The sequence below is a fragment of the Acidovorax sp. PRC11 genome (assembly GCF_031844105.1).
Lineage (GTDB): Bacteria > Pseudomonadota > Gammaproteobacteria > Burkholderiales > Burkholderiaceae_C > Paracidovorax.
Window position 1 is genome coordinate 64254 of record NZ_JAUZUQ010000004.1, and the last position, 26780, is coordinate 91033.

At 67.2% G+C, this 26780-nt stretch carries 37 protein-coding genes and 1 pseudogene; 4 read left to right on the plus strand and 34 right to left on the minus strand.

Going from position 1 to position 26780, the window contains the following annotated elements; genetic code table 11:
* From Q9R47_RS05915 to Q9R47_RS06000, 18 genes and pseudogenes are all read right to left on the minus strand, one after another.
* Nucleotides 1-1119: a phosphoadenosine phosphosulfate reductase family protein gene (locus Q9R47_RS05915; RefSeq protein WP_311232283.1), complete on the minus strand. Its 1119-nt coding sequence runs from the start codon at nt 1117-1119 to the stop codon at nt 1-3.
* Nucleotides 1116-1745, minus strand: coding sequence for a hypothetical protein (locus Q9R47_RS05920; protein WP_311232487.1), 630 nt, complete (start codon nt 1743-1745; stop codon nt 1116-1118). The genes Q9R47_RS05915 and Q9R47_RS05920 overlap by 4 nt, the downstream gene beginning before the upstream one ends.
* 190 nt (nt 1746-1935) lie before the next feature.
* Nucleotides 1936-2490, minus strand: a pseudogene (locus Q9R47_RS05925) (DNA cytosine methyltransferase); the annotation flags it as partial.
* A 1-nt stretch (nt 2491) separates the two neighbouring features.
* Entirely contained in the window at nt 2492-3175 is a 684-nt protein-coding gene (locus Q9R47_RS05930; RefSeq protein ID WP_311232284.1) for a DUF4406 domain-containing protein, read from the minus strand.
* A gap of 19 nt (nt 3176-3194) precedes the next feature.
* Nucleotides 3195-3422, minus strand: coding sequence for a hypothetical protein (locus Q9R47_RS05935; protein WP_311232285.1), 228 nt, complete (start codon nt 3420-3422; stop codon nt 3195-3197).
* 3 nt (nt 3423-3425) lie between these two features.
* Nucleotides 3426-3704, minus strand: a complete 279-nt coding sequence (locus Q9R47_RS05940) for a hypothetical protein (RefSeq protein ID WP_311232286.1) — start codon at nt 3702-3704, stop codon at nt 3426-3428.
* 29 nt (nt 3705-3733) lie between these two features.
* Entirely contained in the window at nt 3734-3940 is a 207-nt protein-coding gene (locus tag Q9R47_RS05945) for a hypothetical protein (protein WP_311232287.1), read from the minus strand.
* Nucleotides 3940-4161 (minus strand): hypothetical protein, encoded by a 222-nt coding sequence (locus tag Q9R47_RS05950; RefSeq protein WP_311232288.1) that lies wholly within the window; start codon nt 4159-4161, stop codon nt 3940-3942. Before Q9R47_RS05950 ends, Q9R47_RS05945 begins: the two co-directional genes overlap by 1 nt.
* Nucleotides 4158-4442 (minus strand): hypothetical protein, encoded by a 285-nt coding sequence (locus tag Q9R47_RS05955; RefSeq protein WP_311232289.1) that lies wholly within the window; start codon nt 4440-4442, stop codon nt 4158-4160. Before Q9R47_RS05955 ends, Q9R47_RS05950 begins: the two co-directional genes overlap by 4 nt.
* Nucleotides 4442-6394 (minus strand): replication endonuclease, encoded by a 1953-nt coding sequence (locus Q9R47_RS05960; RefSeq protein ID WP_311232290.1) that lies wholly within the window; start codon nt 6392-6394, stop codon nt 4442-4444. Before Q9R47_RS05960 ends, Q9R47_RS05955 begins: the two co-directional genes overlap by 1 nt.
* Before the next feature lie 3 nt (nt 6395-6397).
* Complete coding sequence (locus tag Q9R47_RS05965) at nt 6398-6727, minus strand: hypothetical protein (protein WP_311232291.1); 330 nt, start codon at nt 6725-6727, stop codon at nt 6398-6400.
* The gene (locus tag Q9R47_RS05970; RefSeq protein WP_311232292.1) at nt 6724-6879 is read right to left on the minus strand and encodes a hypothetical protein; all 156 of its coding nucleotides are present in this window, start codon (nt 6877-6879) and stop codon (nt 6724-6726) included. Before Q9R47_RS05970 ends, Q9R47_RS05965 begins: the two co-directional genes overlap by 4 nt.
* Nucleotides 6876-7028 carry a hypothetical protein gene (locus Q9R47_RS05975; protein WP_311232293.1) on the minus strand — a complete coding sequence of 51 codons (153 nt, stop codon included), beginning with the start codon at nt 7026-7028 and terminating at the stop codon, nt 6876-6878. The genes Q9R47_RS05970 and Q9R47_RS05975 overlap by 4 nt, the downstream gene beginning before the upstream one ends.
* On the minus strand, nt 7019-7480 hold the full coding sequence (locus Q9R47_RS05980; protein WP_311232294.1) for a hypothetical protein: 462 nt from the start codon (nt 7478-7480) through the stop codon (nt 7019-7021). The genes Q9R47_RS05975 and Q9R47_RS05980 overlap by 10 nt, the downstream gene beginning before the upstream one ends.
* A gap of 90 nt (nt 7481-7570) precedes the next feature.
* Nucleotides 7571-7975, minus strand: coding sequence for an ogr/Delta-like zinc finger family protein (locus Q9R47_RS05985; protein WP_311232295.1), 405 nt, complete (start codon nt 7973-7975; stop codon nt 7571-7573).
* A gap of 68 nt (nt 7976-8043) precedes the next feature.
* On the minus strand, nt 8044-8313 hold the full coding sequence (locus Q9R47_RS05990) for a hypothetical protein (RefSeq protein WP_311232296.1): 270 nt from the start codon (nt 8311-8313) through the stop codon (nt 8044-8046).
* Entirely contained in the window at nt 8306-8512 is a 207-nt protein-coding gene (locus Q9R47_RS05995) for a hypothetical protein (RefSeq protein WP_271450664.1), read from the minus strand. Before Q9R47_RS05995 ends, Q9R47_RS05990 begins: the two co-directional genes overlap by 8 nt.
* A 38-nt stretch (nt 8513-8550) precedes the next feature.
* Nucleotides 8551-8778: a hypothetical protein gene (locus tag Q9R47_RS06000; protein WP_311232297.1), complete on the minus strand. Its 228-nt coding sequence runs from the start codon at nt 8776-8778 to the stop codon at nt 8551-8553.
* Between the two features lie 112 nt (nt 8779-8890).
* Between Q9R47_RS06000 and Q9R47_RS06005 the strand changes: the two genes are divergently transcribed.
* From Q9R47_RS06005 to Q9R47_RS06020, 4 genes are all read left to right on the plus strand, one after another.
* A complete protein-coding gene (locus Q9R47_RS06005; RefSeq protein WP_311232298.1) occupies nt 8891-9559 on the plus strand; it encodes a S24 family peptidase in 669 nt (222 codons plus the stop codon).
* Nucleotides 9560-9629: 70 nt separating this feature from the next.
* On the plus strand, nt 9630-10058 hold the full coding sequence (locus Q9R47_RS06010; protein WP_311232299.1) for a hypothetical protein: 429 nt from the start codon (nt 9630-9632) through the stop codon (nt 10056-10058).
* Complete coding sequence (locus Q9R47_RS06015; protein WP_311232300.1) at nt 10045-10440, plus strand: hypothetical protein; 396 nt, start codon at nt 10045-10047, stop codon at nt 10438-10440. The genes Q9R47_RS06010 and Q9R47_RS06015 overlap by 14 nt, the downstream gene beginning before the upstream one ends.
* Nucleotides 10437-10865, plus strand: a complete 429-nt coding sequence (locus tag Q9R47_RS06020) for a hypothetical protein (protein WP_311232301.1) — start codon at nt 10437-10439, stop codon at nt 10863-10865. Before Q9R47_RS06015 ends, Q9R47_RS06020 begins: the two co-directional genes overlap by 4 nt.
* 58 nt (nt 10866-10923) lie before the next feature.
* On the opposite strand, the gene Q9R47_RS06025 is transcribed toward Q9R47_RS06020, so the two are convergent.
* The 16 genes from Q9R47_RS06025 to Q9R47_RS06100 form a co-directional block, all read right to left on the minus strand.
* Nucleotides 10924-11973, minus strand: a complete 1050-nt coding sequence (locus Q9R47_RS06025; RefSeq protein ID WP_311232302.1) for a contractile injection system protein, VgrG/Pvc8 family — start codon at nt 11971-11973, stop codon at nt 10924-10926.
* Entirely contained in the window at nt 11970-12476 is a 507-nt protein-coding gene (locus tag Q9R47_RS06030) for a phage tail protein (RefSeq protein WP_311232303.1), read from the minus strand. Before Q9R47_RS06030 ends, Q9R47_RS06025 begins: the two co-directional genes overlap by 4 nt.
* Before the next feature lie 24 nt (nt 12477-12500).
* Nucleotides 12501-15113: a phage tail tape measure protein gene (locus Q9R47_RS06035; protein WP_311232304.1), complete on the minus strand. Its 2613-nt coding sequence runs from the start codon at nt 15111-15113 to the stop codon at nt 12501-12503.
* A 36-nt stretch (nt 15114-15149) separates the two neighbouring features.
* Complete coding sequence (locus tag Q9R47_RS06040) at nt 15150-15356, minus strand: hypothetical protein (RefSeq protein WP_311232305.1); 207 nt, start codon at nt 15354-15356, stop codon at nt 15150-15152.
* An 11-nt stretch (nt 15357-15367) separates the two neighbouring features.
* On the minus strand, nt 15368-15487 hold the full coding sequence (locus Q9R47_RS06045) for a GpE family phage tail protein (RefSeq protein ID WP_404977101.1): 120 nt from the start codon (nt 15485-15487) through the stop codon (nt 15368-15370).
* A 17-nt stretch (nt 15488-15504) separates the two neighbouring features.
* Nucleotides 15505-15840, minus strand: coding sequence for a phage tail assembly protein (locus Q9R47_RS06050; protein WP_311232306.1), 336 nt, complete (start codon nt 15838-15840; stop codon nt 15505-15507).
* A 98-nt stretch (nt 15841-15938) separates the two neighbouring features.
* Complete coding sequence (locus Q9R47_RS06055; protein WP_311232307.1) at nt 15939-16448, minus strand: phage major tail tube protein; 510 nt, start codon at nt 16446-16448, stop codon at nt 15939-15941.
* Between the two features lie 37 nt (nt 16449-16485).
* Nucleotides 16486-17676: a phage tail sheath subtilisin-like domain-containing protein gene (locus tag Q9R47_RS06060; RefSeq protein ID WP_404977109.1), complete on the minus strand. Its 1191-nt coding sequence runs from the start codon at nt 17674-17676 to the stop codon at nt 16486-16488.
* A 150-nt stretch (nt 17677-17826) separates the two neighbouring features.
* Nucleotides 17827-18456, minus strand: coding sequence for a DUF4376 domain-containing protein (locus Q9R47_RS06065; protein ID WP_311232309.1), 630 nt, complete (start codon nt 18454-18456; stop codon nt 17827-17829).
* Nucleotides 18457-19153: 697 nt separating this feature from the next.
* Nucleotides 19154-20176: a pyocin knob domain-containing protein gene (locus Q9R47_RS06070; RefSeq protein ID WP_311232310.1), complete on the minus strand. Its 1023-nt coding sequence runs from the start codon at nt 20174-20176 to the stop codon at nt 19154-19156.
* Nucleotides 20177-20186: 10 nt separating this feature from the next.
* Nucleotides 20187-23510 (minus strand): DUF4815 domain-containing protein, encoded by a 3324-nt coding sequence (locus Q9R47_RS06075; RefSeq protein WP_311232311.1) that lies wholly within the window; start codon nt 23508-23510, stop codon nt 20187-20189.
* Between the two features lie 9 nt (nt 23511-23519).
* Nucleotides 23520-24011: a hypothetical protein gene (locus Q9R47_RS06080; protein ID WP_311232312.1), complete on the minus strand. Its 492-nt coding sequence runs from the start codon at nt 24009-24011 to the stop codon at nt 23520-23522.
* Between the two features lie 3 nt (nt 24012-24014).
* Nucleotides 24015-24947 (minus strand): phage tail protein, encoded by a 933-nt coding sequence (locus Q9R47_RS06085; protein ID WP_311232313.1) that lies wholly within the window; start codon nt 24945-24947, stop codon nt 24015-24017.
* Nucleotides 24947-25798, minus strand: coding sequence for a baseplate J/gp47 family protein (locus tag Q9R47_RS06090; RefSeq protein ID WP_311232314.1), 852 nt, complete (start codon nt 25796-25798; stop codon nt 24947-24949). The genes Q9R47_RS06085 and Q9R47_RS06090 overlap by 1 nt, the downstream gene beginning before the upstream one ends.
* Nucleotides 25795-26160: a GPW/gp25 family protein gene (locus tag Q9R47_RS06095; RefSeq protein ID WP_311232315.1), complete on the minus strand. Its 366-nt coding sequence runs from the start codon at nt 26158-26160 to the stop codon at nt 25795-25797. Before Q9R47_RS06095 ends, Q9R47_RS06090 begins: the two co-directional genes overlap by 4 nt.
* Nucleotides 26157-26753: a phage baseplate assembly protein V gene (locus Q9R47_RS06100; protein ID WP_311232316.1), complete on the minus strand. Its 597-nt coding sequence runs from the start codon at nt 26751-26753 to the stop codon at nt 26157-26159. The genes Q9R47_RS06095 and Q9R47_RS06100 overlap by 4 nt, the downstream gene beginning before the upstream one ends.
* Nucleotides 26754-26780: the final 27 nt, after the last annotated feature.

Genomic DNA, 26780 nt, shown 5'->3' on the forward strand with positions numbered 1-26780 from the left:
TCATTCGCACAGCCCGTATGCCGAGCTGCAGGAGGCCGGTTCGTCCAGCGTGGCCAGCAGATCGAACTGGCGGCCGCCGCGCGTGGTCTTCGCCCATTCGATCCGGGCCCACACATTGAGGTCGGCAAACACCTGCCGGCGATCCTGGGCGGCGTGGGCATCGGTCATGAAAGTGGAGTAGCCGCGCTTCGAGCACATGCCCACGATGCGCTCCCACTCGCTGATGCGCTCAGGATGCTCGGGGAAGCGCACCGCGATCTGTCGCAGCTCCGCCTTGTTCACGTTGATGCAAGGCATGCACCCGACGCGGGACATACCCTGCAGGTACAGCGGGTTCGGCTCGATGCCGGCGGACTTGGCCAAGGCGAACACCTGGGCTGCCGTCCATTCCACGATGGGCCGGAACTGCCAGTACCTGGCGGCCACGCGCTCGGCCTTTTTGGCGTGCCTGCGGTTCTCGGATTCGTCACGTCGGACGCCCTGCCAGCTGATGACCTTGTGGCCGGCCTCCAGCAGATCGAGGTGGAAGCCCACGGCCATATTCCGTTTCAGCTCCTGCGTGCAGAACTGCGCGAGGCGCGAGGGGAATCGGCCCTTCCACATGCACAAGTCCAAGAACGGATTGCCGCTCGGGTACATCACCGACAGGGCGCGGCGCTTGGCCTTGTTCGTCCAGCGGATCTTCCGGCCGCCGTCCCATCCCCAGGCCTGGCGCGGCTGCACCTCGCCGGTGGGCACGCCCGATTCGTCCAGCACGGGAAACAGGCGCACGGCGCCTGCTCGGTCGCGCAGGTAGACGGGGTTTCCATGCCGGTCGGTCTTCGGCACCTTGCGGTATTCGCGGCCACGGCGGACGTCTCGCGCGATGAACACGCGCTTGGCGGCGAGCTGCTCGGTGAAGTCCGCGCGCAGGACGTGGATGGTGGCGCCCAGCGCTCCTTCCAGATAACGGAGATAGGCGTATGTGGCTTCGTGCTCGTTTCCGGTGTCGCAGAAGATGGGCAGCACGCTACCGGCCGGGCACTTCGCGAGTGCCAGCAGGAGCGTGGCCAGGGAATCCTTGCCACCGGACACCGACACGACGTGCAGCACGCGCGGGGTAGATTGGGGTGCAGTCACAGCGGATTTCCTTCAAGCTGCGGCGCGCCGCACAAGTTCGACAAGTGCCACTGAAGCCTGCAGCGGTACGACTCCATTTCCACCCTGGCGCAGCTGGTGAGCGCGGGATTCGTCCACCAGATAGGCCATCCCATCAGCCAGCAGACAAACGCCGGGTTCAACCGCCGGGGCAAGGTCCGGCCGGTGGGCGACAACGGCCGGCCATCGTGGATCGATAGGACCGGGTGCGAAAAGTGGTGTTCCACGTAGTTCGGCAGCTGCTCGCCGCCCGTGTGGTTGCGGCTGGCTTGGCTGGCCTCGCTGTTCGGCGTGCGGTAATCCCGGCTGGCCGGCGTCGGCCACTGTGCTGCCGCACTCGGCAGCATCAAGTCCCCCTTGCTGCCCGCCTGATTCGGGCCGCCCTTCGTGCCGTCCGTCGCTCGCGGTGTGGGCCAATGCTTGCTCGCATCCTTGAGCCCAGGTCGCCCCGCCTGGTCGCTGTCGCTGCCGCAACTCGCCATGCTCGCGCGGGGCGTCGGCCACTTCTGTGCCTGGCCCGTCAGCGTCAGCCGCTCCTGTCCCGGTATTCCTCGATCGCGCGTGTATTCGTTGCCCTGGCTGTTCGACACGCTGGGCGTCATCCACATCGCCGCATCCCTGTTCAGGTTCGCGCCCTGCGTTGATGCCAAGTCCGCACCCGGGCGCCGGCCGTCGTGCGCGGTGGGACTGGCCCACAGCTTCGCTGCCAGCGCAATGGTGGGCCGGTCGGCCGCCCCCGGCGATGCCGAGCGATTCGTTCGCTCGTGCCCGGTGTCTGGTGTCGGCCACGCGCCGCCATGCGAGGCAGAACCACCGGGCACGCCCGTGGCTGGCGCCCACGTCGGACGCGGAAAGAGTGAGCCATTCCGCGTCCCACCCGCGGTCGGCCAGTTCTCCCAGGACGCGGGCGGCGGCGCGCTCTTCGAGCGTTCCCTCGGCTTCGTCCACAGCGGTGGCGGTGGCAGTAGCGATGGCGCTGACGTTCTCCAGAAAGAGGCCTGACGCGTCGCAATCGTCGGCGATGTCGAGGATGTCGAAGAAGAGCCCGGAGCGCTTTCCATCCAGACCGGCGCGGCGGCCGGCGATGCTGATGTCCTGGCACGGGAAGCCCGCAACGAGGAAATCCACGCATCCGCGCCACGCTGCGCCGTCGAAGGTGAGCAGGTCAGACCAGATAGGCGCCGAATCAAGGGCTCCCGCTTCCATAAGCGCGGCAAGCTGCGCGGCTGCAGGAGCTTCCCGCTCCACGTAGCAAACGGTGCGGTGCTCGATGCCGAGTAGCTCGAATCCGGCGCGGACGCCTTCGCCGAGCATGCCGACGCCGGCGCAGAGTTCGATGGAATGTAGAGCCACATCACGCCACCTTTCCCGAGGCGGCGGGCTGCGCGCGGGCGGCCACGGCCGGGCGCTTGCGCTTCGCCGCGCGTTTGCGCGCCGGACGCTGGGCCTTGTCTTCGAGGTACTTTTTCCGGCGGTCCGCCACGACCTGGGCCCACGCGTCGCCGTACATCTTGGCGCGCTCGCGATAGGCACGCACGGCCTCGGCCATGCTGCTGCCGGATGCCATGCGCGCGCCGGATACCGCGTCGGTGACAGCCCATGCGTCGTCGCTGAACTGGCGGTATTTTTCTCCGGCCAACGGCGAGCGATGCAGCACGGCGCCGCATGCCAGCGTCCACCCCGGCACCGCTACTTCGTAGCTCCTGCAGTCGCACCGGGCCACCGTGCGACGGCGGGCCCGGTCCTGCGGTTGCCGGGCGATCAGCACCTGCAGGCCCAGGCCGGTGGCCAGCGTGTGTTCCACGAGGGCCCCGCGCGAGTTCTGCCAGCCGGGCAGCATGTAGACGGCATCGCACGTGACCAGCCGGGCGATGTCCATGCGCATGCAGTCCAGCCACTGCGCTTCGGGATCGGCGTTGATTTCGGCGGGGTTCTCGACGTGGTGGCCTTCGGCGCGCAGCGCGGCGGCGGCAGCGTGGAAGGCGGGGAAGTTCAGTTCGGGGATGCCCGTCATCGGGCCGGCGACGTAGATACGCATGGCGTGTTCCTCCTGTTGGTCAGCGGTACACCCGGCGGCCCGAAATCAGGCTGGGGTGGTTGTCGGCACGGCTGCGGTGGCGCAGCTCCGGGCACGTGTAGGGCCCCCCGTCCTTCCACGACATCTGCGGCGGCTGCGCGACGCCGCAGGGGCCGCTGTAGCTCACGCGCTCCGCGGCGCGGATCTGCGCCCACTTCTCGGCGCCCACTGGATGGCCCAAGGCGGCGGGCTTGCTCTTGATGGCCATGGCTCAGGCCTCCACGCGATCGGCGCGCAGCACGGCTTTGCCGCTCACGAGGTGCGCGCGGTGCTGGGCCTGTTCGGCGTTGGCGGCCTTCACGCGGATCGTGGGCAGCAGGCCTTCGTCCGCGAGGTCTTCCACGTCGTCGGGGTGGACGGAATCGGGCACGAGGTGCACGCGGTAGCTGTGCAGGGCCTGGACGTGCGGGACGGGCTGCGGTGCCGGCGGTACCGGGATGTGCTTGGCGTGGTACTTCTCCACGTAACGGCTGGCTGGGTTCTGGTTCATGGTTCTCTCTCGGTGGTGGGTGGTTGGGATCAGTGAAGGACGAATGGCTGCAGGTCGCGATGCGCCGCCGCGGCGCCGCATGCGTCCGCGCGGCCGCGCATCCAGCGCACGGGCTGCACGCCGTGGCGCTGCACCAGCGGCGCGCAGAGGCACATCACGCGCGCCCCGTCGCTCCAGCCGTGCCGGCACAGCTCGCAGATCGGCGGCGTGGTGGGCGCGTGTGCGGATGCGGTCATCACGCGACCAGCTGCAGCTGGGCCTGATGGGGGTGGTCGGCCGGTGCCGGCTCGACCCGGCGGCGGCGGCGCGCCGGCTTCGCGGCTTGGGCCAGGCGCTGGCGCTCGGCGTCGAACACGGCGCGGAGGTGGTTGGGCGTGGTGCCGCTGGATGGCACGTAGTCGCCATCGACGCGGCGCTTGAAGCAGTGCACGCGCGGTTCGGTGCGGGTGGCGGTCATGGGGTGGCGCTCCTTTCGGTGGTGGTGGTCGGGAAGAGGTCCGCGCGCGTGTAGCGCAGGGTGGTGAGGGCGGTGAGCAGGTCGGCGAGCAGCTCGGGCGGCATGGCCAGCACGTCGGCCTTCATCGCGGCACGGGCTTCGGGCCCGTCGCCCACGTCATCGCAGCGGCGGCGGGCGGCTTGCAGCACCATCGAGCGCAGCGGCGTGAGCTTTTCGCCCTCCGCGCCCATGCCGCGGCGCGCCTGGCTGGCGGTGGTGCGGGTGGATGCCTGTTTTTTCATCAATCCCACCTCGCGAAGGTGGGCGCGGCGCGCAGGGCGCGGAACTGCTGGACGACTTCGGGCGTCGCCCAGTCGCTCATTTCGTGCTCGCCGCGGCCGAAAGCTGCCCGGGAAAGCTCGTGCGTGATGCGGGCCGTACAGTTATTGAAACCAGTCCAAGCGCGCGGCAGAGCCGCGCGTTTCGGGGCCTCGGCCGGCGCCGGCTGTGCTGCATCGGTCGCATGCTCGGCCACGGCCTCGCCGACCACCGGGGACCAGACGATGCGGCGCGACACCAGCCACCGGCCGCACATGCGGCCCTGCTGGGCCTTGAGGCCGACGATGCGGCCCACGGTGACGGGCTCGGCGTATTTGTTGACCTGGCCCTCTTGCAGCGTGCGGTGCGCGGTGCGGAGGTGCCAGCGATCGCGGCGCAGGGCGTGGCCGCCCATGCTCTCCATGAAGATGCGCCAGTCCGCCCGGATGTCGCCACGCCGGTGGCATGCGTGGAAGGCGCGGACCGTGGCCCGGTCGCCTTCGCGGGCAAACAGTTCCAGCTGATCGGGCGTCACGTGGCGCAGCTCGCGCCAGACGGTGACGGACGGCATGCCGATGGTCTGGAATTGGCGGATGCCCCACGTGGCAGCCCATGCGTCCACGCGGCGGAAGCCCACGCCGGTTTCCTTCACGTCTGGCTTCCCGGGCTTGCCGTCCGCGCCGAAGTCCAGGCTGATCTGCTGGCCGTCCACCACGTCGCGGTGTTCGGCGAGGGCGAGGTGGCCGACGCTCTTGGCGATGTATTTGGCGACGTAGCCGGCCGCGCCGCCGGCCGTCATGCGCTTGATGTTGACGCGGTTGGCTACAGCGCCACGCTCGCCGCCGTCGTCGCTCAGCCAGTAGTGGCGAATGCGTTCCTCGATCGCCTGCGCGCCGGCCTCGTCCTCAGCCCAGATGAGGGCATGCCAGTGGGGAGTGGCGTCGTGGTGCGGCTCTGCGACGCGCAGGCCGTACATGCGCACGCCGCGGCGTGCCAGGGCGGCGCGGGTCTTGCCCCACATGTCGCGCAGCCACAGCTGACCATCGCGCGGGGTGCTTCCGTCGTGGTTGCGGTTGGGGAACGGCCGGCCACCGCTGCCCAGCTTCATCGCGTGGTACCGGCTGGGCAATGTGAGCGTCACGAACAGGCCGACATGGCCGCGCGAGTCCGCATATTCCTCGGCGCCGCGGATGCGCGTCATCAGCTCGCCGCCGCGGATGATCGGGTTGGCGGTGCCCAGCTCGGCGAGGTCGCGCAGCGTGTAGACCTGGCCGGCCTCATTGCGATAGAGCGTGCGGCCCAGGGCTTCCGCATTGCGCTTGATCTGCGCTCCCCGGCGCAGCAGGCCGTCGCCGCTGATGTAGCCGCCCGCGGCCTTGTGCACAAGGCCCAGGCCCACGGCGCCGGCTTCGACGACGCGCGCGACGTGCACGCGCAGGCGGCGGCGCCACCACGCGGCATCCTGCGCGCGCAGGATGGCGGGCAGGCCGTGGATGGGCTTGTCTTCGGTGATGCCGGCGCAGCGCACCAGCATGCGGATGGAATCCACACGGGCGGCCAGATCGTCGCCGCGCCCGATGGCCAGGGCGTCGAGTTCTTCGGCCTCGGCGGCCAGCTTCTTGGCCATCGCGCAGATGTCGGCGTCCGGCAGGTTCCAGAGCGATGCGGCGCCATAGGCGTCTTCGAAGTCGGCGATGGACTGCATCAAGTCCCACGCCACCGCCCAATCCGGAGGGCTCGCCAGATACTCTTCCGCCGACTGCGGCGCGGCCGGCGCTGCCTGCGGCGCGAAGCGCGAGCGGACGGCGGCCTGCCAGCTGGCGGGCGCGCACTTGATGACCCGTTCCATGTGGCCGTGCGCGGCATGCATGGTGGGCTTCTCGCGCTCCCACTGGGCGAGGCTGGCGATGGGCGGTTTACGCGGGATGCGGGCCATGGCCTAGACCTTCGCGGCCAGGGCGACGAGGGCGCCCAAATGCTTCTTGGCGGAGCGGACGACGCCGCGCAGCTCATCGCGCTCGGGCGGCGGCATTTCGAGCCAGTCGCGTTCGGCCAGGTCGGAGAGGTTGTCCACGTCGAGGCCGAGGCCGGCAATCAGCAGCAGCGCCATACGCCAGTTCATCGGCAGGCGGCGCCATTCGCGTGAGGCGGAGTCGTTGAACCGGCCGCGGGTGGCCAGCGAAACGAACTCGTCGCGCAGCGTCATGAGGCGGGCCAATTCGTCGTCCTTCACGGTGCTGCTCGGCTCGGGCTGGGGCTGGTCGCTCATGCACCACCCAGGCGGCGAAGGCCGAAGCCACGCACGTCGAGCTGCTGGCACAGGTCGAATGCCCGCTCCCATGCGGCGGCCATGTCGGGCGCCTGCACGGGCTGCATGCGCAGACCCGCGGGCGTGCGATAGGTCATGGCGTAGACGCTCATCGAGCACCCCACAGGGCGGAAGCCATGGCACCGGCCGCCACGACGCCGAAAGCGCTGGCCAGCCAGAAGACGGGGGTGCTGTGCGTGCTGGCGCCGAGGGCCGCCAGGGCGCAGGCCAGCACCGCCACGGGAGCAGCAATCACGCGCATGCCTTGCCCTCCTGCATGCGGTTCAGGCGGTGGGCTTCCACCGTGATGGACACAGTGAGTCGGCCTTTTTTCAGCTTCACCGTGTAGGCGCCGGTCGGGCATGGCGTGCGCTCGATTTCTTCCATGCCTTGCTCGCGCAGCACCTTTTCGAGGGTGGCATTGCGTCGCGGGTCCAGGGTGACGCCGCCGACGTAGAGCGCGCTAAGGGCGCTGGTGCCCCAGCAGTGGATCTCGTCGCCATGCACATTGATGCCGGCGCCGCGGACGGCCGGCATGAAGGCGTCGAACATCCGCAGGCGCGCGTCCATGCGCCTGACGCCCGCGATTCGGCACGCGTGGCGGGCCTCTTCGGCCTGCAGGGCCTGCGCGGCCAGCGTGGGCGATGTGTCGCCGGCAGCGCGGCGGGCGGTGCTACGTGAAGACATGGCGATACCTCCGGTTTCTTCGGGCAAGACGAATCCCTGCAGGCGTTTCCGCCGTGCAAATCAGTGGGGTGGTGGTGAGGGGTGGCCGCTGCTATTCAGCGGCTCGGGAGCGGCGCGCTACGACGTGCCGCGGGGCCCGGCGAAGAGATCGCCTGTGGTGGGCGCGGTGTACTGCGGCTGGTGGGCCGATTCGGCGGCGTGGTCGAGGACGATGCGCACCATGTCGCGGTTCACATGCGAGGACAGCGGGATGTTGACGGTGGGGTCTGGCGTGGCGCTCGGGCTCAGGGTGCGCAGCACTTCGGTAGCGGCGACAAATGTGTGACCGCACTCGACATTCGTGCAGGCGTAGATCAGTTCGCGCATCGTCTTGCTGACCACCCGGCTCGTGCGGATTTCTGCCTGCGCTTCGCAGTGGGGGCACGCCATGCGGGTGCCTTCGTTTTTCAGCTTGCGGCCCTGATGGCTGGTGCGCTGTCGAGCGCCTGCCGCATCGCGCGCGGCGCTGGCTTCTGGTTGCATCACGGCCCGTACCCCCGGTGTGTGTTTTGGTGCTTTTGAGCGGCTCTTGAGCAGCTATTTGCGGTGCGCTACTGCTGCACCGTGGCCGAATCGGCGACCGGCTGGTGCTCTGCGCGGTAGAGGGCAAGGCCCATCAGGTACACGCGGCGGAGGAAGTTGGCCGTGGGGCGTTCATCGGCGGCGGCCATGGCCTTGGCCTCGTCCATTTCTTCCGGGGACAGGCGCATGCCCGCCAGGATCATGGTTTTGCGCTGCTCGGGCGCGGCCGGCGGCTGCAGGTTGCCCGCACGGCGGTTGGCGGCCACCAGGGCCTGGAAACTCTGTTCTGCTTTAGCCATGCTGGCCCCCTTCGCGCCCCTCTGGCGCCTGCGTGTTGTCGATGGCCAGTTTTGGGCCTGGCCGGATTCCCGTCATCCGGTAAACGGTGTCGTCTATGGCGGCGCTAATGAGCCGCTCCAGCACTGCCGTGGTGCTCGGCAAGCCATGGGCCTGCCTGAGCGCTTCCAGCCGCTCCTGCAGCTCGGCGGAGACTTCCACCGTTCGTTCTTTCGTCCGCATTGCGCATGGCTTTCGCGTCAGCGGTTGGCGGACATGCCGGGCGCGGTGCCGCGCTGGGCCGTGCTGGGCGCGGTGCACAAGGCCTGCAGCTCTGCTTCCGCCTGCCGGATCGCCATGTTCTCGATGAGCGTGGCCTTCTGCATTCCCAGGCGGTCAGCCAGTACGGAAATCAGCGCGTCGTCAGCGGCCTTAAAGCGCACTGTGTGGCGGACGTTTCGACGGTGCTCCGGGTTGTCGTAGGCCATGGGCGTTCTCCTGCCAGAAGTGGCGCGTGTACCATCTTGTTAGATGGCGTTATGTTTAGATGACTTGCGCCGCATTGTTGTATGCATTCGCATACCTGTCAAGCGACTTGTTATGCATTCAAATAATTTTTCGGCACGACTGAGGGAAGAGCGCGAACGCATCGGCCTGTCTCAGGCGGCTTTGGCGGAGGCCGGGGGGGTGAAGAAGTTGGCGCAGCACACGTATGAGAAAGGGGAACGCTCCCCGTCTTCCGACTACCTTTTGAAGGTCGCGGATGCGGGGGTGGACGTGTCCTACCTGCTCACGGGCTCTCGCTCGCTTACGGGCCCAACGCCTCCCCCAGCGGACGACGAGGACGCCATTTCATTGCCGCTGCTCAGCGCCACCGGCAGCATGGGCCCGGGCCACGACTTCACCCCGGAAGACGTCATCCTCGGCCGCGTGCCCGTCTCGCGTCATTGGCTGTCCGTGAATCTGCCGCGCAGCCGTCCCGAGGCGCTGCAGCTGGTACATGCCTACGGCGACTCCATGGGCGATACGCTGCGCTCGGGCGACTTCGCCATCGTAGACACGGACTACACGGTTGCCGACGTGAGCGGCGTGTATGTGCTCCAGGCCAACGGGCAGCTGTACATCAAGCGGGTTTCGAGGCGGCTGGATGGTCGGCACGAAATCACCAGCGACAACCCGAACGTTCGCACCGTGGAGGTGCTCGACGGCTCGCAACAGGTCAGGATCTGTGGGAGAGTCGTCTACGGGTGGAATGGTCGGCGATTCTGAGTGCGAAACTTTACGCGAGCGTCTCTTTATTACCCAAAACCATGAAGCTCACTATTCGCATAGGTGCCGAATGCTAAAGAAAGAAACTATAAAGCGTTGGTTTTTGGAGGAAGGCCTCCAGTCCTACGGTTTTATATTAATCGGAATGGCCGTAGCCGGCGGTTTTGGTGAGCCAGAAATGATTATGGCAGCCCTGCAAGCGTGCACAAGCACCGATTTCATAGCAACATCATTTGGTTTTTTGTTTGCTGCAATGTTTGTTGGGGCACGTGGCCGTTCTGATGGAATCCCCATCGTATGGGGGCTGATTTGTTGCGCGGTCTTCTACACTGTTATGAAGATATTTCCACTAAATATTCCGGCGCGCTTTTCCGCTTTTAATGAAATCCAGCCAAAAGTTAGGATTTTGTGGTATTCGCTGTTTTCGCTTGCTTCGGTTGTATATACTTTGGCTGTCATTTCTTCAATCAAGAATGGGGATAGCAATGCAAGTTCTTGATATTATTTTGGGGCTCACGTCAGTAGCAAGCGTTGTGAGTGCAATAGCAGTGCTCGCGGCGCAAATAAGAATACGAAGACAACTCAAAAGGGATGTTAGTTATTCTGAAATTCTCGGAGCTTTTAATAGAAGAGATTCGAACGCAATCACTACTAGCATGCCCTTCGAAGTAAATGTTCGTGATGCCGTGGATTCTTTTGCAAGCCATGAAAAAGAACTAGCGGCCGCGGTTTCCTCTTATCAAGGAAAAATTCTGTTTGAGAGTAAAACCGACCCTGTTAAAAAGGATGAAGATATTAATCTTCTGGACTTCACAATGGATTTGATACCGCCGCGCTACCCTAGCAATGGTGCAATTAATCGAATTGAGGAAACAAAATGACGCCTGAAAAGCAGATCGATAGCGCAGAGCTTTTTTCGCACGTAATGAATTGCCTCAATTCAATCTCTTTTAAATATCAGTCCGATCCCGCGAATAAAAGCTTCCGCCTCGCTTTCGCCAGTGAAGTTTTCACCTATGAGGCAATAATTATCTGCGGCAATCAATTTCTTACAGTGAATTCGCGATTACCGCTCACTGTTCAAGAGCACCATGTGGATGAGGTGCTGAAGCTCATTAACGGAAGGAATATTCGGACTCCTATCGGAAATTATGAGTTTAACGAAGAATTTCACTTCGTCAACTCGAGGAACGGCATGTATATCGATGAGTTGCCTCGCGCTGCCGTCGTAAAAAATCTGATCGAGCGAGCTGTTGGGAATGCAGATTTAATATCCAAGGAATTATCCAAAATATTACTTAACTGAAGATTTTTTTATACATAAAATCCTCCACCTCGGTATGTATGTTAAGTACAACATACAATTATCCGTGCAATCTGCGCTTTCGCAGGATGTGGTTTTTCTTATTCGGCACGCCGCCCCGGCACTCCATCTCCAGCCGCGTCGCCAAGCCTTCGCCCTCTATGAAGTGTTCCACGTTCTTGCATAGCCAGTCTGTGCCGTCGATCTCTTCTTTCCAGCCCTCCACGTACACGGGCGTCTGCGGGGCCAGCGCGGGCTGGCCTATCGCCAGCTGCAGTTCGAAGGTGGCCCCGCCGCGCTGGATGCGGCCTTGTTCTGCGCGCGCGGCGGCCAGGGCGTCGGCCTCGGTGGCGTAGCTGTCGCGAAGCGTCTTCACGTTGCTTTCCTCGCCCGCGATCGCGGCGCGCTTGCCGGCGCTGCCCGCGTCGTGCCAGTAAGCGCGCACGCCGGTGTAGCTGTCACGCGCCGCGGTGTGGTAGCGGTGGCGGTCGCCCTTACTGCGGGTGATGGTGACGGCCTCGATGGCCTTGCCTGCGGCGTTGTTGGTGCTGCCCAGGGGGAGGAACACCAGCCGACCCTTTTTGACCGTGGCCACAGCGTCGTGCTGGCGGCCGAGGCGCGAGAGGAAGTGCACGTCCGATTCGTTGGTCTGGTCGATGTGCTGCACGACGATGGCGGCCAGCGCCTCGTCCACCTTGGCGGTGAGCTTATTCCGCGCCGCGATGTCTCGCACGATGGTGCCGAGCGTGGCGCCGTGCCACGACTGGCTGGCCCGCTGGCGCAACGTGCTGCGCAGCTCGGCGCTGCGGCAGCGAAGGGAAACGGAGTCTGGCGCGCCGCTGTGCTCGATCTCGTCCACGGTGAAGGTGCCCTTGTCCACCATGCCGGTGTGCGCGTAGCCTAGCTGCAGGGCGATGACGGCGCCCACGGGCGGCAAGGCCAGATCGCCGCGCGAGTCGTCCAGCTCGATGTCGAGCTGGTCGGCTTTCTCGCCGCGGCTCTCGCGCAAGCGCAGGCGCTTGAGGCGTGGCCGCACGGCCTGGGACACGTCCTTTCCGTTGACGATCAGGGTGTAGCGCACCTGGCGGTAAACGGCGGTGCTTTCGGTCATGGTGCGTCATCCTCCTGTCCACCGGCTTCGGGGCCTGCGCTGTCGGCCCACCAATCCCACTCGTCGCCTTCCCACCAATCGCCCCAGTCTTCGCCGCCGTCTGTGCCCCCGGCCGGGTCGGCCAGTTCGTCTTCCACGCGGGCGAGTTGGATACTGAATTCGATTCGCCGCGCGACGCCCTCGCGCACAAAGATGCTGCCGGTTTCCTCCAGGCTTTCGATCACCCAGGCGCCGAAGGCTTCGCCCGCGCCGTTGACCAGCGCGTAGGCCGCGCCGCGGTCGGCCATTTCTCGCAGGCGATCGAGGGCGCGGCGGTCGCCCATGAACTCGGGCGCCTGCAGGCCGGTGAGCGTGATGGTGTCATCGCCTGGCCCGATGTACTGGCGGGCCGGCATGGCGCCTACACGGCTGTTGCTGGGGTGCCGCCAGGAGGTGCTGCGGCGCAACTCCTGGAAGGCGATGGTGTCGAGGGCGAAGACGAATTGCCCGAGTGCTGCGAGCATGTGCCGCGTCCTTTCGTAGTGGGGTCAGTCGATGTCGTCCATGCGGCTGTAGCGCCGGCTGGCGGCGTCGCGCTCGCGCCGGTCCAGCTCTGCTGACACGGCGCGTGCGATGGCCTGAGGGTCCATGCCCGGGGCCGCGTTGATCGTGACTTGGATGGTGCTGCGAGCCATTGCGCCAGCTGCTGCGGGCGCCGCTATGGTGGAGGGGCGCGCCGCGGCATACGGAGCGATGGCGGGCCCTGCAACCGCCGCAGGCACGGCCATGGGAACCATTGCAGCGGCGGCCATGCCCAGCGCGGCCGCGCGCACGCCTGCAGAGCCTTGCGCGATGCCGAGCGCGGCGCCCTCGCCGACGTAGCTCCCCAGCTCCAGGAAAACACGGCTCGGGCTGTGGATGCCCAGCTTTTCCTTAAACCAATCCACCGCGTCGCCGGCCACCATGCTGATGGCGTCGCGCACGGCTGAGGCCCGCCCCACGATGCCGTTCACAAGCCCTTCCATGAGGCTGTTTCCCAGCTCCACGAATTTCACGGGCAGCAGCACCAATTCGTTCAGCAGGCCGCCCAGTACCTGCCCCACCAGCTCGCCGATGGAACGCACCTTGTCGAGGCCCTGGGCGGACATGTCCATCGGGCCTATCAGGTTCGTGAACCACTGCCACGCGGACTGCAGGCCGCCGGCGATGGCGCTCCACAACGGGAGCAGCGGCGCCAAGGTGCCCTTCAGCGTTTCGATGGCCGGCTGCAGGGCCTGCACGATTCCTTCGGCCACACCGGCGAAGAATGCGGCGATCGGCTGCCAGTATTTCCAGAGCAGGCCAGCGGCGAGGATGAGCCACCCCACCGGGCCAGCCAGCCGGAAGAGCCAGGGCGCGACCCGGGCCAGGACAGGGCCCAGGCCCGAGAAAGCGAACATCACGCGCGCCCACATGAGCCGCAGCAGCATGCCCTTCACCATCAGAAGGCCGATGGGGATGAGTAGCGCGCCCATGGCCGCCGACAGCACGCCAACGCCCACGACAAGTTTCAGGACGCCGCCGACCAATTGGGGATTGGCCTGCATCCAGGCCGTGAGCCTTTCGAGCAGTGGATTGACCGCCTTGAACAGATCCAGCAGGGGCGCTTTCAGCGTCTCCCCAGCCACGGAGAGGGCATTGAATTGCCGATTGCGCTGCATCTGCAGCTGGGCGCTCAACGTGCTGTTGCGGGCCGCGGCCTCGCGCCCCATGCTGCCCTTCGCCTCGCCGCCGTTGGCCAGCTGCATCTGGCGCTGCAGTTCCTCGGGTTTGTCCACCAGCTTGGCGAGGGTGTCGCTGTGCTCCAGGCCGACAAGCTCCGCCATGACGCCGATGCGGCTGTCTTCCGGCAGCGCTCGGATGGCTTCGGCAACCTTCATCAGGGTTCCCGCCGCGTCTTTTGCCATGCCCTTCTGGATGAATTCGGGCGTCATGCCCATTTCCTTCACGGCGGCCTTGAACTTCTTCGTTCCCTTGGTGGCGGCGGCGAACTTCGTGAAGATGGCATTGATCGCCGTCGAGGCGGTTTCAGCGCGCTCGCCCAGGGTGAGCAAGGTGCTGCCCAGCGCCGCGGCGTTTTCGGCGGTGATGCCTACCGTGGACGCTACGCCGCTCACGCGGTTCAGCACGTCGATGATGTCGGCGCCCTTGCTGATGGCGTTGTCGTCCAGGTAGTTGATGGCGTCCGCGAGGCCACGAATTTCCGTGACCGGCCGTTTGAAGTTCTTGGCCACCTTGCCCATGCTCTCGGCGATGTGGTCCGGCACGGCGTCGAAGGCGGTGGCCATTTCGCTGGCCAGCTCCACGAACGTTCCCAGCTCGCGCGTGGGCACTTCCATGCGCGCCGCGGCGGTCATCATTTCCGCGATCTGAACGGTGGTCTGTGGGATGCGTGTAGACAGGTCGCGCACCTGAGCTTCGGCGTCTCGATACACCTTGGTCAAGTTACCCGCGTCGTCCCGCGCGCCTTGGACCTGGCGGGCAATGCCCAGCATCGCGTCCTCGTGCTGCATGAAGCTGCCGACCGGCGCCAGTCCGGTCTGGATGGTGCGCCGGCCTGCAGCTACGGCACCCGCGCCCCCGGCCGCCATCATGGCGCCGTGCATGGTGGCACGGCCGTGGGCCTTCTCCAGCGCGGCCATGCGCTGGTAGGCGGCCTGTTTGCGCTGCAGCGCCTGGGTGGTCTTGTCGATCTGCGCGGCGAGCAGCGCCTCGGCGGTGGCCGGGTTGCTGATGCCGCGCGATTCCATCACGGCCCGCGCGCGCCGCGCCGCGCTGGTCTGCCGGTCGAAACTGGCGGCCAGTCGCTTCACGACGGCATCGGCCGCGGCGAGCTGCTTGGCGTGGTCCTTCTGCGCCGCCGCGCTGGTGTGTGTCTGCGCAGCGAGTTCGGCGTAGCCCTGGCGGGCCGCCTGCAGCTGGGTGCGGGTCTGCCGCAGTTGATCTGTGGCGCGGCGGAATCCTTCCAGGGCGCGCTGCTGGCCCTCCAGCTTCTTGAGCGCGGTTTCTGCGGTGCTGACTTCTCCGGCCAGCGCCCGGGCGCCGAGGCCGATGCGCTTGAGCGGGGCGGTTACCTTGTCCACCGCCGCCAGCAGCACTTCCAGGCGCAGCTTATCGGCCATGGCGCGCCCCTGCAGTGGGGAGCGCCGGGCGGCGGCTCAGTTGATGGGCGGCAGGCCGCCGGCCTTGCGGGTGCGGCGGATGAGCGCTGCGATGCGTGCCGCGTCGTGTGATGCCTGCACCTCGGGCTGGGCCGGGCGAAACACGCGCCGCGCCACCAACGCGCACAGCCAGGCGAAGCCGCCCACGGCGCCCAGGAGCAGGAGGCCGAATGCAGCAAGCAACAGGAGGTAGCCGGGATTCATGGGAATGCATATTACCGCTCGGGTGGATGCAGTGCCTTGTGCCGCTCCACGGCGAGCTGCCGCCACTGCATCAGTTCAGCCAGGGACATGGCGTCCATCGTGGCCGGTGGCCAATGCAGGAGGATGGCCACATCGGCCATCACCGCCTCTACGTGCTCAGGGATTCCATCGCCGACTTCGGCGCCAAAAAAGCAGCCACCTCGATGGAGAGGGCCACGAGGTCGGCGGGGTCCAGGTCTTCCACCTCGGCCGCGATGAGCGTGGGCACCGTGATGCGGGGCAGCAGCTTGGCGATCACCTCCACCTTCATCTGGAGGATCTCCGCGAGCAGCAGGCCGCGCATATCGCCGACGCGGGGGCGCATGACCTGCAGCGTGGTGATGGTTTCAGCTTTCCGGACGATGGGAGTCTGCAGATCGACGGCAACGGTGGGGCGCCCTGCGGCTTGGGCAGGCGCGGTGCTGGTGGTCTTCTCGGTGGTCATGGCGGTGCGGTGTGGTGCTGGTGAGAAAGCGCAGCGGGCGGGAATCGTGGTGAGTTGCGCTTACCGCCCGCCCGCTGCTGGAAAAACTGGCGGCCGGGTCAGATGCCGAGCGCGGCGCGCATGGCGGCGAGGTTGTCCACGCCGTTGACGATTTCCACCATGTTCACGAGGTCGATCTCGATTTCCACGCGGCCGTCCACCACTTCCTTGTAGTAGGACAGGTGGAACTTGTACGTGCGTTCGGTGTTGTCGCCGGCCTTGGCGGTGCCGGGGTCGATTTCCTGCAGGCGGCCACGCATGACGACTTCGACGGGGATCACGGCGCCGTCGTCGTCGGCCTGGATGCCGCCGACGAAGCGCAGCTGGTTCGCGTCGTGCGTGCGCGCCCCCCACTTGTCGGCCATCCCCTTGATCCAGCCGGCGGCCTTGATTTCGGCTTCCATCTTTTCCTGGCCGAAGTCGAGGCCCACCGGGCCGTTCATGCCGCCGGAGCGGTATTCCTCCAGCTTGCGCGAGAGGGTGGGCAGCTTCACTTCCGGCACCTCGCCCCGGTAGTTGTTGCCGTCACCGAACACGGCGAAATTCTTCAAGACGCGGGGCAGTCCCATGGCGTTTTCCTTGGTGTGTGGTCAGGTGGTGCCGGGCTCAGTTGCCGGCGGCGACGCGGACGGCCCAATCGGCGTAGTAGCGATCGGTGATGCGCTGGACGAATCCCAGGTCTTCCAGCGGCGGGAGCGGCGTGTAGTCGTAGTCGATGATGAGTTTTCCGGACTTGAGGCTTTCCGTGGTGTTCACTTCGAAGTCGACCCAGGCCCGGCCGTCGAGGATGTAGCCGCCGGCCTTGAGCGAGCGGAAGCGCGCATTGATGCCCTCGAGGATGTCTTTCACCAGCGCGGGCGTCAGCGGCTTGTCGATGAACTCGAAATGGCCCTCGGCCATGGTGTCGGCGAGCACGTGCGCCGTGCGCGTTGCCGTTTCGAAGGAAAACTGCTCGATCGCGCTGCACGTGCGGTTGCCCCAGAAGCGGAAGCCGTTTTTGCGGATCAACGTGGTGACGTGCCCGTCGTTGAGCAGCGTTGCATCGCTGGCGGGGTTCTGCAGGTCGAAGAAGACGTCTTTGCTGATGCCGGTGGGGCCGTTCACGGGGACGTTCGAAAGGCTCTTGTGCCAGCCCTGGGTCTGGTCGATGGCGGCGCGCAGGCCCAGGGCGTGGGCCACGGCGGGCACTTCCACCACCTTCTTTTCGGCGGTGCTCCACTGCGTGAAGTTGGGCCAGAGCACCATGGTTTCGCGCTTGCCGAAGCCCTCGGCGTAGGCCAGGGCTTCGCTCACGTCCTCGGCGCCGTGGGCGTACACGTAGGCCATCGCGCGGAGCTTTTCGGCCACGGCGGTCAGAGCTTCGGCTACGGGCTTGTTGTCCAGGCCAGGCGCACCCAGGATGCGCGGCTTGACGCCCAGCTGCTGTTCTGCGGCCAGCAGGGCCTGAATGCCGGTGCGCGTACCGCCCACGTAGTCGCCCACCACCTTGCTGGTCTGGTCGGCTTCCTTTTCGGCCTCGGTGGCGCCGACGCCATCGGCCACGCGCACGATGACCAGCACGGGCCGCGCCTGGTCGGCGATGGCCGCCAGGGCGGTGGACAGCGTGCCCTTCGTTCCGGCCTTGGCCTGGGCCTTGGCGATCGAAGTGAACAGCACCGGCTTGTTCAGCGGGAAGGCGGCGGCGTCGGCGTCGCTGGCGGTAGCCACCAGCCCGATGATGGCGGTGGAAACGAGGCGCAGGGTGTTGGTGCCCTCGGTCACTTCGGTGACGCGCACGCCGTGGTGGAAATCTGCGATGGCCATTGGTGGAGCCCTTGGAACGTGATGGCTCCAATGTGCCGCCGGGCTCGCGCGAAGGCCAGCAGGTGCTGCTGTGGGCGGCGCGGGGAGAAAAAGAAAAGCCCGCTCGGCGTGATGCCGGCGGGCCTGTGTCATTGTGCCGCGCGCTCATCCGCCGGATGGCCACCCCTGGGTCACATCGTATGCCTCGGCCTGCGCTCTGGTGCTGACGGCATCGATTGCTTCGTGGTGAGCGCGCTCGGCGCTGAAACACGCCTGCACGTGCTGTGCGATGGCTGAGGCAATGCCGCGCAGTTCATCCAGCGTCAGTGACACCCAGCCGCTCTTCGCCTTGAAATCCACCTCCGTGACGCCGGCCAATTGGGCATTGGCGATCACGGTGGTGATCCGGTTTTGGTCTTCCACGGTGGTGCCCACGCGCGCGCCCGTTGCCAGCGTGACGCCGCCGGTTTCTACCGCCCAGCGGTGCGCCGTGGCGGCCGCCTGCAGACGGTCCTTGTCGGCCTGCAGAGCGGCCGTGGTTTCCTCTGCCGACAGGGGGCGCACCGCGAAATCTTGGAACCAGTGGCCGTCCTCATCCGGCTCTGGCGGCAGCTCGACGATGGCTTCGGCGAGCGGGTCGCATGCAGGCTGATCGCGGATGGTCACCACGCGATACGGCCCATGCCCTTCATATCCATCGCCGATGACGATGATGGTGCCGGCCGCATGCTCTTCGGCCATCACGTCGTGCACGGACATGGGCCAGCGGCTGGTCTCGGTGTTGATGATCTGCATCAGGCTACTCTCGTTGCATTCGAAGGGAAGGACCGGCCTTGGCCCCACAAGATGCGCACGATGGCGCCCAAGCCGGCAGAGTTGTCACGCACCCAGTGGTCGAGGGTGACTGTGAGTGTTTCGCCAGGCGCGACGGCCACGGCATTGCGGTACCGGAGGTTGCCGCCTGGTTTCCAGGCTCCGGCATCTCCGGCTCCAGGGTCGTTTGGGTTTCCGCCAGCGCCTGCGCGCAACGCGGAGTCGATGCCGGGACCATAGATGCCCACGCTGCCCCCGCGGTCTGGTGGATAACCTCCGTTTCCTCCACCTCCTTGGCCTGCCGTGCCTGGGAAGTACGAGATGTTCCCGAACGCATCTCTTTCCGATCGTCCGCCCGTGCCGCCGTTGCCCGAGTAGCCGCCGGCCCCGCCGCCGCCTCTATACGGCCCCCCGGTGTTAGGACCACTATCGCCACCGTCGCCACCCGCGACACCACTGGTGCCGGAAGCCCAGTAGGTATTGAGCAGGTCGGTACCTCCGCGTGAGATGCGTGTGCCGAAGGCGCGGTGGCTGGAGATGCCCAGCATGCAGACTTCGTACACGCCAACGGGTACCACCCAGCTAAAGACGGTCTGCGAGCTCGACTTGCCCGCGCTCTCGAAGACCACCTCACCCGGTGCCGCCATCCAGAGTTCCGCGCTGTACATCTGCGGCCGGATCATGCGATGTATCCCGTGATCGCCGAGACGTACCAGCCTGCCGTGTAGCCCGCGATGCACTTTTCGAAGAAGAACAGGTGCCGCTTTCCCGCGGCGATCTCGGGCACGCGGCCGTTGGCCCAAATGGAGCCAGCGGGCAGAGAGAAGCCGCCGGCCGCGTAGTTGATTTCCAGCACGACGGATACGGCACCAGCCGGAACATTGGTGAACGACAGCGCCACCATGCTCCCAACGCCCAGAATAAACCGCGTCCCCAGCGAGAGGTCCATCACGCCGTCGGTCGCGACGGCCCGATCGTTCTGGTATGCCACGCGCCTCCACGTCGCCGCCCCCACCCGTGTCGTCGCGTCCGTCAGGACGCCGTTGATGATGACGCCGCTGCGGACGAACATCGCGCCCGAGTAATAGTCCACCAACATTTGCGCGCAGGTGTCCACCGACCGGAACACCAGCAGGGGCGAGTACAGGACGCCCGGCGGGTTGTCAGCCGCGGTGTTGTACCGATAGATGCCAGAAGTCACCACAGTGGCGAGGTGCACGTTTTCTGCCAGCCCTTCGCCCGCCCTGAAGTTCTGAATGCCATAGCCTGCCAGGCTATCGGGCCTGCCGCCCAGGTCCGCGAAGACGGGAGCGATGTCGCCTCTTCGGCCCGCCCACGACTTCACCACCCCATTCGCATCGGCCTTTAGGCCCAACGCATTGCGCAGCTCGGCGGCGATGTCCTGTAGGTCTTTTGCGGCAGCTTTCAGGCCCAGCGTGTTGCGCAGCTCGGCCGCGGTGTCCTGCAGTTCCTTCGCGCCGGCTTTGAGGCCCAGGGCGTTGCGCAGCTCGCCGGCCAGGGCATTGAGGTCTGCTGCGCCGGCCTTTTCCGCCTGCAGTGCGGCAATGATGAAGTCGAGCAACACCAGCGCTCCGCGCAGGCGCGGCACGTCGTCGTCCTGCCAGTTGTCGAGGTGCGGGAGCGGCAGATTCAATGCCGCTGTCTTCTGGTCGATGGGCTGGCCTTTGATGGTCTGTGGCATGGTCAGCCTTTCACAGGGTAGCGCCGCGCAGGTTGCGGACGTAGGGGCGGGCCGTGGTGCTGCCGGTGAGGGTCAGCCGCACGCGGACTGCCGCGGCCTGCAGGCCGGTCAGCTCGCACGTGATTTCCCGCACGCCGCGGGTGTTGGCGGACGCGGAGAGGTAGGGCACCAGCACCCACGGAGCGCCGTCGTATGCGGCCTGGGCGTGCACCTGCACCGCCGCCCCGCCGGGGATGTCGCCCTCATAGACGACGCGCAGGCGGCTCGCGCCGGTCGCGTTCACCGTGCGCGATACGTAGGTGGCCGATTCCTCGATGTGCCCGGCGATGAGCTGCACGCCGTTCTGGAGGACCGCGGCCAGCCTCGTGTCCCCGGTAATGCGCGCGCGCACCTTGAGGCGGCCGGTGAAGGGAGCGGCGAGCCAGACGATTTGCCCGTCGTTGAGCCGCACCACCTCGCTCTTCATGGCCTCGGGGAACTGCACTTCGAAGACGACACCCGAGGCTGCGGAGGGACGTTCGGCGAAGCCCAGCACCATCAGGTCGGTCATGCCCACCACGTCGGCCGTGCCGAGGTCGATTACCCGTTCGCTCGCGGTGTAGCTAGCCGCGAGCAGCTGGAACCACTGGTCAACGTCCTGGTGTACGGTCCATGCGCTGTTGTTCGAAGAGGTGGAGAACACGCCCACCTGGTAGGGCTGCGCCACAACGTAGCCGCGCTGGGGGTCTTGCTTGCCCAGCTCGGCTACCGCGATGGCGGTCTGCGCTTCGTCGCACAGCGTGACGATGCAGTATTCACGCCCTGCCAGCAGTAGGGCGGGCGTCCACGTGATGGTGGTGGGCGCGTCGATCTGGATGCCGGCCAGGGGCACGCGGGCCTCGGCGACGACTGCGGGCGTTGGCACGCCGGCAGCGGCCTCGCGGATCTGCACCGTGACCGGGCCGCCCGCTGCCGTGAACAGCAGGCGCACGCCGCTGCACTGGGTGTCCTCGTCCAGCACGAAGGACTGGGCCGAGGGGTCGAAATAGCCGTCGTACAACCAACGCGCGCAGGCCGATGTGTTCTGCGGCGCGGTGGTGCCGCTGCTCGCTGGGCCCCACACAGCGCCGCCGCCCGTGCTGATTGGCGTGTAGACCGGGATGCTCGGCCCTGGTCCCCACACGGCGCCGCCGCCGCTGGATGCCTCGGCCTGCGGCACGGGCTTGTTCCACCGGGAGTAGCTTTCGGTGACCACGTTCTGCTGCGACCGCAGGATGTTCGTTCCCTGGCCGTAAAAGGTCTGCGACCCGCGGCTGCCCAGCGGCCCACGGAACACCACGGCCTTTGCACCCGCCGTGACCTTCTCGGGCACGGTGAAGGTGCCCGACAGCTTGCCAGCGGCATCGCCCTTCAACGTGCCGCCCTCGATCGGCTGCGCTGCGACGGCGATACCGTCGAAGGTGATGGACTGGAGCCCTTCACCCGGCCCCCATCCCGAGATGTCGAAGCGCACCGCGATGGATCGCAAGTATTCGATGGGGCGCGACTCTTCGGACAGCGTGCGCACTGCGGTCGCCGTCGCCGTGAGCGTGCTTTCGCTGCCTGCGCCGGTATAGAAGCGTTCCGTGATGGCCGATTGCCACGTCTTGTCAACGGTAGTCCAGCGGTCCACGTTCGGCGCCAGCGCGATGGCGGCCGGCACCGGATCGAATGCCATGTAAGGGTTCACCAGCCGGGAGCCCGTGCGCCAAGTCTGTTCCAGCACCACGCGGTGGGTGTGCTCGATGGCCACGCGCTCGGGCAGTGCGGTGCCGAGCTGGTGCACGGTGGTGGTGATGGGGAGCTGCAGCGCGCCGTTCACGGCCGCGGCGGTTTGCGCGATGCCGGCATCGCGCTGGCGGTCGGTCAGGAACGGATCGGCGATCAGGCCTTTCTTTATCCCCGAGTCCATGCCCTGCGCGCTGGTGGCCAGGCGCAGTTCCGCCAGGTCGATCATCACTGCGTCCATGCGCTGCTCTTGCAGCGCGATGCGGTGCGGGGACTGGATCTTCACGCCGTCGCTGACCACTTGGCGCGCACCGTCCCAGGTCTGGAAGACGCTTGCCAGCGCGAGCATGTCGTCCGGCACCTGCGGCGGCGTGGGCGTCCAGGCGCTGGACACGCCGCGCAGCCATTCGAACGCGCCTTCGCGGTTGATGCAGAGGCGGTCCACGCGGCGCAGCTGCTGCTGGTAGCTCACGAGGATCGTGGAATCCTTGATCGCGCCCTCGACGGTGGCGCCGCGCGGGTCGGCGGCGGTGGCCTCGGCGCGCTTGATGTAGAGGTACGTCACCTGGTAGGACGAACCGGGCGCCGGCTCTGCCCCCTGTGGGCTCCAGTCCACTTGCCCGGCGGTGAGGCGGTAGTCCGCGTCCTTAGCGAAGTTGGTGCCGCCCTGCTTCACGGCCTCGATGGAAATCACGCTGGCATCGGGGAGCACGTCGGCCACCCCCGCGAAGCCGCCGTGCACGATCGTGACCGTGCGGCGCGCGGTGATACGGAATTCCGGCACGCCCTTGCACGGGGGCCGTCCGATGTCGATGCGTTGCGGGCCTTCCGTGGTGGACAGGTGCGGTTCGCTGTCCACCGCGAACAGCTCGGGCGTGGCCAGGGTGACGAGGCGGCGGCCGGCCTGGAAGATGCGGCTGCGTCCGGCGACGCGCGCGGCGCCTTCGGCCACGGTGTAGACCTGCTCGCCCGTGGGCAGGTCGGGCGCCATGGCCACCTGCAGGCCCTCCACGATGTACGAGCCGCCCCCGGTGCTGGCCACGTCGTAGTCCTCGATCGCGCGGGTGATGGCCGACAGGTGCGGCGGCGCGGCTTTCGCGCGCAGCACTCCATCCTCCACCACGTAGACGCCGAAGAAGGTTCCGGCTTGGCCGTCACCCTGGAAGCCCCAGGCGGTGCTGACTTCGCGGCGCGCGGCGCCGGGCTTCTTGTAGCTGGGCGTGCCCTTGGCGGGGTTGAGCAGTGAAGGGTCTTCCGCAGCCGTGACGATCCGGGTGCGAAGGTACACGCCCACGGCCACATTGCCCTGCACCGGGATGACAAACGAGGCCGGCGGGACGCCGCGCACGGCGCCCTGCAGGTAGATTGCCCCGCTTTCCGCTACGGCTTGGCCGGTCTGCGGGTTGACGGTCAGGCGCGCATCGCGCACCACGTCGCCGTTCGCATAGATGCCGTCGGCGATGCCCTTGATCCGGTGGGCCAGGATCTCCTGCGCATCGATCAGCTCCCGCGACTGAATTACGCGGTCCGCTTCGAACAGCACAGAGTCGTGGTTCTTCGTCTCGTCGAAATAGTTGTAGATGGTCATAGTGCGAGGTCAGAACGGAAGGACGAAGCCCTGGCCTTCCAGGGTGTTGCCGACGCGCTTGAACGGCTCGGCCAGGTGCTCCAGCGTGTAGAGGTCGCCGGGCGATGTGACCTGTTCCGCCGGGAAGTAGCGCTGGCCCGCGGGGAGGCCCGCTGCGACGGTGCCGCCGAGGAAGACGCCCAGCTCCCGCACGGTTTCGCCCGCCGCGTCGTCATACCGGAAATCCCAGCTCACGTAGAGCCACTGTGTGGGCACCGCACTGAGGGCGTAACGATTGCCGCCGGGCATCTCGATGGCTCCCGCGTCGTCGGGCACGACGAACTGGACCGACGTAGCGATGATCCGGCCGATTTCGCTGATCAGGCCCGTGTGGGTGGTGGTTTCGGGCTCAGGGCCCGCCGCGTCCCACGCCGGGCGCCCGCGGCCCCAGGCAAGGTAGATGGGCTGGGTGGCGACGAGGCGGGCGACCTTGATACGCCCGGCGTCCTGCAAAACGGCCATGGGTCAATCCTTCCGGAATCGGTTGATGAAGTAGATGGGGGTGCGCCACGGGCCGCCCCACGGGCCGCCCCAGCGCCGCGGCGGGCTGACCGGCACGGGCGCCAGCGCCACGCGCAGGCGGCGAGCTGCAGCGGTGGGTGCCGCCCTGAGCGCGGCCGGTGCGACCGCATTGCGCACGGGCTTGCGCCGGAACGTGCCGGCACCCAGCGGCGGCGCGCTTGTGGTGTTGGACCGTTGCTTGCGCAGGCCACCCGCCACGACTTGGAGCAACCGGGAGTCCAGGCGCCAGGTGTCCAGTACCGGCTGATCGTCGTAACGCGAAATGTCCATGCGCCGGTTCGTGCGCCGGCCTGCTGGTGCTGCCTGCATCGGCGCTGTGGTGGTCGCGGCGCGGTTGCGGCCGAAGGACAGCACCACCCCGTGCTCGGGATCGAAAACGCCGGAGTACCCATCCAGCAATCCTGTGTCCAGCGGTGGGCCCGCGTCGAGCACGACGGGCCGCAGATCCAGACCGTGAACGATGCGGTACAGCGCGACGTGCGCCGGCATGGATGCGCGCACCACGTGCACGATCTGGCGCACGCCCTCGGGCGTGGGCAGGCGCCCCGGGTGGATGTGGAGGTAGGGGCCGTCCTCTTCGACACGCGCGGCGGCGAAGCCGATCCAGCGCAGCGCGCGCTCGGCGCCGGCCGCGGTGCCTCGCTCCATGAGCCAGGGCACAGCCTCTTCGAGCAGCGCGTCCACGGTGTCGAAATACGGCGCGAACTGTGCCACCTGCCACTGCTGCGCCAGCCACGGGCGCATGGCCGCGTTGCGGCCGGTGGCGGTCGGCTCTGCGGCATCCGCGAGCGCGCCCCAGCCACGCGGAAACGTGGTGTCCAGCACCACTTCCAGCGTGGTGGAGCCCGAGGGCAGGACGGTGCGCGGCAGAGCCATTACGCCATGCCCCCGTCGATGAGCTGCACGGTGCCGAGGGCGGGGAACTCGCCCACGGCGAGCGGCGTGAGTTCGGCGGGCGTGGTCGGGTCCGGGTATTCGACCGCGTGCACCCCGCTGACGTGCAGCACGGTGGTGAGGTAAGAGCGCGCGACGCTGCCGGCCAGCGCGTCGATTCCGGCGACGGCGGCGGCCAGCCGGGCGCGCAGCTGGGGCAACAGGTCGGCCGGCGCGCTGCGGGTGCGCACGATGCGCGCGGTGATGTCGATCGCGCGGGGCACGGCCACCTGCACTTCCACGGGCACGCCGAGGATGCGCACGCCGCGGGCGGCGATCGCCTGCACCACGGCGACGCGTGCCGCCTCAGCCTGCGCCTGGTCGGAGATCCACAGCATCAGCACCACGGCGCCGGGCTCGGCCTGGCTGGCGCGGGCGGTGCGCACCAGCGGCGAGGCTGACATGGCGTGGTATTCGTAGTGCTCGGCAGTGCCCTGGGCGCCGAGGGCGGCGATTCGGCGCTGCAGGCGCTCGCGCAGGCGGTCATCAGCTTCCCCGGCCATGCGCGCCACGCCGAACAGGGCGGCGAGCTGGTCGAGGTCGGCCCCCGTCGCGAACGCCAGCAGGTGGGCCCGGGCGGCATCGTTGATGCGGGCGCGAATCAGCAGCTCGCGGAACGCGTGGGACTGCAGCAGCACCACCACCGGGTCGGACTCCAGCGCGAGGATGTCGTCCACAGCCGGCAGGTGCGGGCGGATGCGCTCCGCGAAGTCGGCTTTGCCGGCGGCCAGGATCGCTTCGTAGGAGAGTTCTTCCACCACGCTGGGCGCGGGCAGGGCCTGCAGGTCGATCATTCGCGCGCCCCCTGGCCCGTGAGCGGCACGGACAGCGCGATAGGCGCTGGATCGCGCCCGTAGCTGTTCACGTAGCTGCCGGTGATGTGCAGGTGCGCGCGGCCTGGGCGTTCAGCGTCGCGCTGCAGCTCCATCTTGTCGATGCGCAGTCGTGGTTCCCAACGCATGAGGGCCGAGACACTGGCGGCGAACACGCGCGTTTGCGTGTCGGCGTTGAGCGGCTTGTCGATAAGGGCGGGCACGAGGCTGCCGAACTCGCGACGCATCACGCGGCTGCCGATGGGCGTGGCTAGGATGGTGGCGATGCTCTGCTGCAGATGCTGCATGGCGGTCAGGCGCCCGCCGGTGTTGCGGTCCATCATCGAAGCGGCTCCTGCGTCGGGTCGGTGCCGCGGCGCACGCCGCCATGCACGTGGTGCACGGCGCTGACGCCCTCCGCGCGAATGTCCACGGTGCTGGTGATGCCGTCCGGGCCGATGTGCAGCACGGCGCCGCCCACCTGCAGGGTGATGCCGTCGGGGCCCATGGCGATGCGGCAGCCGTCGCCGGCCTCCAGCACGATGGCGCTTTCCGTCCGGATGGTGAGCTGCTCGCGGCGGTATTCGGCGAAGGCATCGGCCGTCCACTGCGTGCGGTTGACGCCGGGCTCTTGGGCGGGTGCCGGCATGGCGTCGCTGTACGTGCCGAGCATGACGACGCCCTGCGCGAGGTCGCCGCCGGGAGCGAGCACCACGCACTGCTCGCCGGGCTCTGGCGGCCACCAGCAGCTGCCGCGGTTGCCCGCGGCGCGGCCGGCGATCCAGGGGAGCCAGTCGGTGGTGTTGTCGCCCAGGCGCACGCGGCAGCGTGGGCGGCCCGTGTGCCGCACCTCGGTGATGGTGCCGACACGCGCGAGGTTTTCTAGCCGGCGGATGGTTTCCTGCGGGCTGTCTTGCTGGGGCGTGTCGAAGTGCATGCCCTGGATGTTGCTGCCGCGCGCGCG